Annotated in this window: 7 protein-coding genes and 1 pseudogene; all 8 read left to right on the forward strand. The window is 44.3% G+C overall.

The genetic code is table 11. From position 1 onward, the window contains the following. The coding region (locus ACY69O_RS00990) for a glutamine amidotransferase-related protein (protein ID WP_462331607.1) at positions 1–230 on the forward strand (230 nt) is incomplete at its 5' end. A gap of 13 nt (positions 231–243) precedes the next feature. Next, on the forward strand, positions 244–972 hold the full coding sequence (gene hisA, locus ACY69O_RS00995; RefSeq protein ID WP_462331608.1) for a 1-(5-phosphoribosyl)-5-[(5-phosphoribosylamino)methylideneamino]imidazole-4-carboxamide isomerase: 729 nt from the start codon (positions 244–246) through the stop codon (positions 970–972). Continuing rightward, complete coding sequence (gene hisF / locus ACY69O_RS01000) at positions 972–1,730, forward strand: imidazole glycerol phosphate synthase subunit HisF (RefSeq protein ID WP_462331609.1); 759 nt, start codon at positions 972–974, stop codon at positions 1,728–1,730. The genes hisA and hisF overlap by 1 nt, the downstream gene beginning before the upstream one ends. Continuing rightward, positions 1,724–2,425, forward strand: a complete 702-nt coding sequence (gene hisIE, locus ACY69O_RS01005) for a bifunctional phosphoribosyl-AMP cyclohydrolase/phosphoribosyl-ATP diphosphatase HisIE (RefSeq protein ID WP_462331613.1) — start codon at positions 1,724–1,726, stop codon at positions 2,423–2,425. Before hisF ends, hisIE begins: the two co-directional genes overlap by 7 nt. A gap of 14 nt (positions 2,426–2,439) precedes the next feature. Beyond that, a complete protein-coding gene (locus tag ACY69O_RS01010; RefSeq protein WP_462331610.1) occupies positions 2,440–3,171 on the forward strand; it encodes a SagB/ThcOx family dehydrogenase in 732 nt (243 codons plus the stop codon). 148 nt (positions 3,172–3,319) lie between these two features. After that, on the forward strand, positions 3,320–4,636 hold the full coding sequence (locus tag ACY69O_RS01015) for an amidohydrolase (RefSeq protein ID WP_462331611.1): 1,317 nt from the start codon (positions 3,320–3,322) through the stop codon (positions 4,634–4,636). A 71-nt stretch (positions 4,637–4,707) separates the two neighbouring features. Continuing rightward, the gene (locus ACY69O_RS01020; protein ID WP_462331612.1) at positions 4,708–5,550 is read left to right on the forward strand and encodes an undecaprenyl-diphosphate phosphatase; all 843 of its coding nucleotides are present in this window, start codon (positions 4,708–4,710) and stop codon (positions 5,548–5,550) included. A 105-nt stretch (positions 5,551–5,655) separates the two neighbouring features. Beyond that, a pseudogene (locus tag ACY69O_RS01025) lies at positions 5,656–5,728 on the forward strand (aminoacyl-tRNA hydrolase); the annotation flags it as partial.

Here is a 5,728-nt window from a genome sequence, read left to right on the forward strand (position 1 = left end):
ATAATCAGGACAATGGGCTGTTCAAAGGTTTATCAGGGCAGCCTTATGTCTATTTTGTACACAGTTTTCATGCTGTACCGGATAAAAGTGATATAATTACATCTGTAACCGAATACGGTGAGAAGCTTACCGCGTCGGTTGCGTATAAAAACATTTTGGCTACGCAGTTTCATCCTGAAAAATCAGGTGATGTTGGGTTGCAAATCTTAAAAAATTTTCTCGATTATTGAAAGGATGACTGGAATGGATATCTTTCCGGCAATTGATTTGCATGAAGGTAAGTGTGTCCGTCTGTTTAAGGGCGATTTTGCTCAGAGCACAACTTTTTCGGATACTCCGGAAACAGTCGCAAAGGATTTTGAAGCCTGCGGAGCATGTTATCTCCACCTGGTTGATTTGGACGGTGCCTTATCGGGACACTCCGTTCACGCGGACATAATACGCCGTATTACTGAGAATACTTCGTTAAAGGTAGAACTGGGCGGCGGTATACGTACCATGGATAATATAGAAACAGCCCTGGATATAGGCTTATTCCGTGTAATTCTTGGCTCTGCCGCTGTAAGCAATCCGCAGCTGGTCAAAGAGGCATGCAGGGAGTTTGGTTCTGAAAAGATTGTTGTTGGGATTGACGCACGAAACGGTATGGTAGCAACCAACGGCTGGGGAACCGACAGTACGGTTTCTGCTATAGACCTGGCAAAGCAGATGGCGGACTTTGGAGTAAAGACTATTATTTATACAGATATTTCAAAAGATGGAACTCTCAACGGAATCAACATTGATGAGACCGTTGCGCTTGCAAAGGCGTCAGGTGTCTCTGTAGTAGCGTCCGGCGGTGTTTCTTCCATGAATGATGTATATGCAGTAAAAGAGCATGAGAAGGATGGAGTCACAGGACTCATTATCGGAAAAGCATTATATACGCAAAAAATTGATTTGAAGGAAGCACTTGAGGAGGCACGTGCGTAATGCTGACAAAACGCATAATTCCATGTCTTGATGTAAAAAACGGACGTGTCGTTAAAGGTACAAATTTCGTCGGACTGCGTGATGCGGGAGATCCGGTAGAGCTGGCATCACGTTACGACACTGAGCGTGCTGACGAGCTTGTATTTCTCGATATTACCGCATCAAACGAGAATCGAAATACTATGGCTGATGTTGCTGCAGCGTGCGCATCACAGGTCTTTATCCCGTTTACTGTAGGTGGCGGGATTCGTTCTGTTGAGGATATGCGGACAATGCTCAAGGCCGGCGCGGATAAAACCTCGTTGAACAGCGCTGCTGTTCATAATCCCGAACTCCTTAAAATGGGCGCCGAAAAGTTCGGGCGTCAGTGTGTTGTTTTGGCAGTTGATGCCAGAAAATGCGGTGAAGAGAGATGGGAGGTTTACATTAACGGAGGCCGTACGCCTACGGGAATTGACTGCATATCATGGGTAAAAAAAGCCGTTGCTCTGGGCGCGGGAGAAATTCTGCTTACCAGTATGGATGCTGACGGAACAAAGAACGGATATGATATTCCTTTGACGCGTGCTGTCTCAGAAGCAGTAAACGTGCCTGTAATCGCATCAGGCGGCGCGGGCAGACTGGAGCATTTTTACGATGTCCTTACGGAGGGTAAGGCAGATGCAGTTCTGGCCGCTTCTGTTTTTCATTACGGCGAATTTACTGTACGTCAGGTAAAAGAATATCTTAAATCACGTGGAGTGGAGGTAAGATTATGATTGACATTTCTATGGTTAAATTTGATGATAAAGGCCTCGTGCCTGCGATTATTCAGGAAGAAAACGGCCAGGTTCTCATGCTGGCTTACATGAATAAGGAATCACTCGAAAAGACCTTGGAAACAGGCTATACGTGGTTTTACAGCCGCAGCAGAAAAAAGCTGTGGAATAAGGGCGAGACTTCGGGCAATACCCAGAAGGTACTTGAAATATCCTATGACTGCGACGGCGATACACTTCTTGTAAAGGTTCATCAGACAGGTGTTGCATGCCATACGGGTTCATATACGTGCTTCAGCGGAAGAAAACTCGTAGGCAGCGACAATAGCATTGCTCTCGTTGAGGAAGAAAAGAAGCAGCCCCTTGCAACTGTTATGAACGAGCTCTATAAGGTGATACAGGACCGCCAGCTTCACCCGATAGAGGGTTCTTATACGAATTATCTTTTTGACAAGGGGCAGGATAAAATCCTGAAAAAAGTCGGTGAAGAGGCTGCGGAGGTTATTATTGCCTCAAAAAATATGAAAAAAGACGAAATAACTTACGAAATGGGAGATTTGTGGTATCATTGTTTAGTGTTGCTTGCATTTCATAACATCTCACCTGAAACTATTTTCAGGGAGCTTATGAATCGCCGTCAGGGTGGAAGCTATCACAAATTTGAAGGAAAAACAGGTGTCAGACCTGAAATGTAATTCGGGGGTTATTTATGACTGAATCAGATTTCACTAAATTTTTTCTGCTTGAAACATCGTTGGAGAATATCAAGCCTCATATCAACGAGCCAAAGCCTGCTGTTGAAAAGCAGCCCGCAGCTGACGCAAAGATAATTCCGCTGCCTGAGCCGGGACTTCTTCCTGATGTCCCTGTTAATTTTCTCGAACTGGCAGAGCTCAGGGCATCTGTGCGCCAGTATAACGATGCTCCGATTTCGCTGCAGCAGTTATCTTTTTTGCTTTGGTGCACTCAGGGAATAAAAATGGTTCTTCCGGAGGGCATTACTATTCGTAATGTGCCGTCTGCGGGAGCATCTCACGCGTTTGAAACATATCTTTTTATACAGCGTGTTGAGGGCCTTGAGCCGGGATTATACCGTTTCCTGGCCGTTGACCATGCTTTGGAAGTAATTAAGCTTGGCGAAAAAATCATTGATGAGGTATATCCGTTCTTCACGTCGAAAAAAATGGTACAGACAAGTGCTGTGACATTTTTATGGGCGGCTGATTACAAGAGAATGGCGTACAAGTACAGCATGCGTGCTATGCGTTATCTTTACCTTGACGCAGGACACGTATGCCAGAACCTTTATCTGGCATCATACGTTCAAAAGCTGGGCGCATGTGCAATCGGCGCTTTTCATGATGATGCATTAAATTCATATTTAGGTTTTGACGGGGAAAATGATTTCGTTGTGTATGGTGCTTCCGTGGGCAAGGCGTAAAGCCATTCCATGTATACACGAATACATAAGTTCGTTTCATTGATTCTCTGTCTGTATGTTCTATACTAGTGTTGCAGCAAGGGCGCTGACGTAAATTTTGAGTAAATTTACCGGCGTCCATTTTATTAGATAAATCGGGGGTATAAGCATGGAAATCATGAATGAAATAATCACAAAAGTCGATGCAATGAAGGACGATTTGATAAAACAGCGCCGGGATATTCACCGCCACCCCGAAACAGGATGGACTGAGTTCCGTACAGCTTCTTTGGTTGCCGAAAAACTTTCTTCCTACGGTTATGAAGTTCTTATAGGGGAGCAGGCAGTCAAAAAAGAAGCGATGATGGGACTGCCGTCAGAAGAGGTTCTTCGCAATGCTCAGAAACGTGCAGTAAGCGAGGGTGCAAATCCTGATTTGGTAGAAAAAATGAACGGCGGACTTACAGGGGTCGTCGGTGTTATTCATTTTTCCAAGCCGGGCCCTGTAGTCGCATTGCGCTGCGACATGGATTGCAACGATGTAACTGAAACAAGTGACGAAAATCATTTTCCGAATCAGCAGGGTTTTTCTTCCACACACGAAAAAGAAATGCACGCCTGCGGTCATGACGGACATACCACAGTAGGTCTTGCCGTTGCAAAAATTCTTTCTGAACTGAAGGACGAATTGGCAGGAACATTTAAGATTATTTTCCAGCCTGCAGAGGAAGGCGTACGCGGTGCTCATGCCATGGCTGAAAACGGCGTGGTTGATGATGTGGATTATCTGCTGGGGGCACACTTTGGATTCAAAATGAAGCACACGGGAGATATTGCCTGTGATGTTACAGGCTTCCTTGCTACAACGAAGTTTGACGCAACGTTTACGGGAAAACCGGCACATGCAGGCGCAGCACCGGAGGAAGGCAAAAATGCGCTTCTTGCGGCAGCATGTGCAGCACTCAATCTCCACGCGATACCGCGTCATTCAGCAGGCGTTTCGCGAATCAATGTAGGAAAACTTATTGCGGGCAGCGGAAGAAATGTTGTCGGTGATAAAGCACTCATACAGCTTGAAACACGCGGTTCAACTACTGAAATCAACAATTTCATGGAAGATGAGGCTGCAAGAATTTTGAATGCTGCCGCAGCAATGTACGGCGTGGATATTGAGATTAAGAAGGTTGGCGGTGCGGCAGGCGGAAGCAATTCACCTGAGCTTGCGGCTTTTTTGAAGGATAAAGCAAAGGAAATAGGCGTCTTCAAGAATATTGTTGGAGAATGCGATTTCGGCGCCAGTGAAGATTTCTCCTATTTCATGGAGAAGGTTCAAAGCCACGGCGGTCAGGCTGCTTATATGATGGTAGGAGCAGAGCTTGCTGCAGGACATCACGATTCACATTTCAATTTTGATGAAACGGCATTGGCACATTCTGCCAAGATGATGTGCTACTCATTATCCCAGCTTTTAACGTCAAAAAAATAATTTCAGTGACACTCTCTGGATTTGTGGTATAATACCTTATTGTTGATTTAAGGCAAATCAGGAGGGATATTGTGGATTTCAGTTTTGTTGAACTTTTTAAGACCATTATTCTTGGTATAGTAGAAGGTCTTACTGAGTGGCTCCCGGTGAGCAGCACGGGCCACATGATTCTGGTAGATGAATTTATAAAATTAAACGTCTCAAAGGCTTTCATGGATATGTTCCTGGTTGTTATTCAGCTTGGAGCTATTCTGGCTGTCGTTGTTTTGAATTTTGAGCGGCTGAATCCTTTTTCTTCATTCAAGAGCAAGGCAGAAAAGAAGCAGACATTTCAGCTTTGGTATAAGGTCATTGCAGCATGTATGCCTGCTGCAGTTATAGGACTTGCTTTTAACAAATTCATGGAAGAGCATTTCATGACTGCTCAGGTTGTTGCTTTTACTTTGATTTTCTACGGAATAATGTTTATTCTTGTGGAAAATTATAATAAGCGCCGCCAGCCGCGGGTAACAAAGCTTGAGAAACTGGACTATAAAACAGCATTGATCATAGGATTTTTTCAGGTTTTGTCACTTGTTCCAGGTACTTCACGCTCCGGTGCAACAATAATCGGCGGTATCTTATTTGGTGCTTCAAGATATGTTGCAACGGAATTTACCTTCTTTCTGGCAATACCGGTTATGTTTGGAGCAAGTCTCCTTAAACTGGTAAAATTTGGATGGAATTATACCGGTACGGAGCTTATGATTCTCGCTGTCGGAATGGTTACCGCGTTTGTTGTTTCCGTTCTGTCCATCAAGTTCCTGCTTCAGTACATCAAGAAAAATGATTTCAAAGCGTTTGGATGGTATAGAATAGCACTGGGATTCATTGTGCTGGCATATTTCTTCCTTGTAGGCGATCCGATTCACTAAACAACTGATAATTTGGAGACCTGAGCTTATATCATTGGCTTAGGTCTTCTTTTTGGCTTTATTAAAGTATGATAGAATAGTGATAAGTAACATGGAGGGATAGTTTTGAAACTCATTGCTGGACTTGGTAATCCCGGAAATGAATATGCTGTGACAAAGCATAATGTCGGCTTCATGC

It is taken from the genome of Schwartzia sp. (in: firmicutes) (genome assembly GCF_978017985.1).

Bases quoted from the DNA above. Each gene is read 5' to 3' on its own strand.
- hisA (WP_462331608.1), top strand. From the start codon at position 244: ATGGATATCTTTCCGGCAATTGATTTGCATGAAGGTAAGTGTGTCCGT.
- hisF (WP_462331609.1), top strand. From the start codon at position 972: ATGCTGACAAAACGCATAATTCCATGTCTTGATGTAAAAAACGGACGT.
- ACY69O_RS01010 (WP_462331610.1), top strand. From the start codon at position 2,440: ATGACTGAATCAGATTTCACTAAATTTTTTCTGCTTGAAACATCGTTG.
- ACY69O_RS01015 (WP_462331611.1), top strand. From the start codon at position 3,320: ATGGAAATCATGAATGAAATAATCACAAAAGTCGATGCAATGAAGGAC.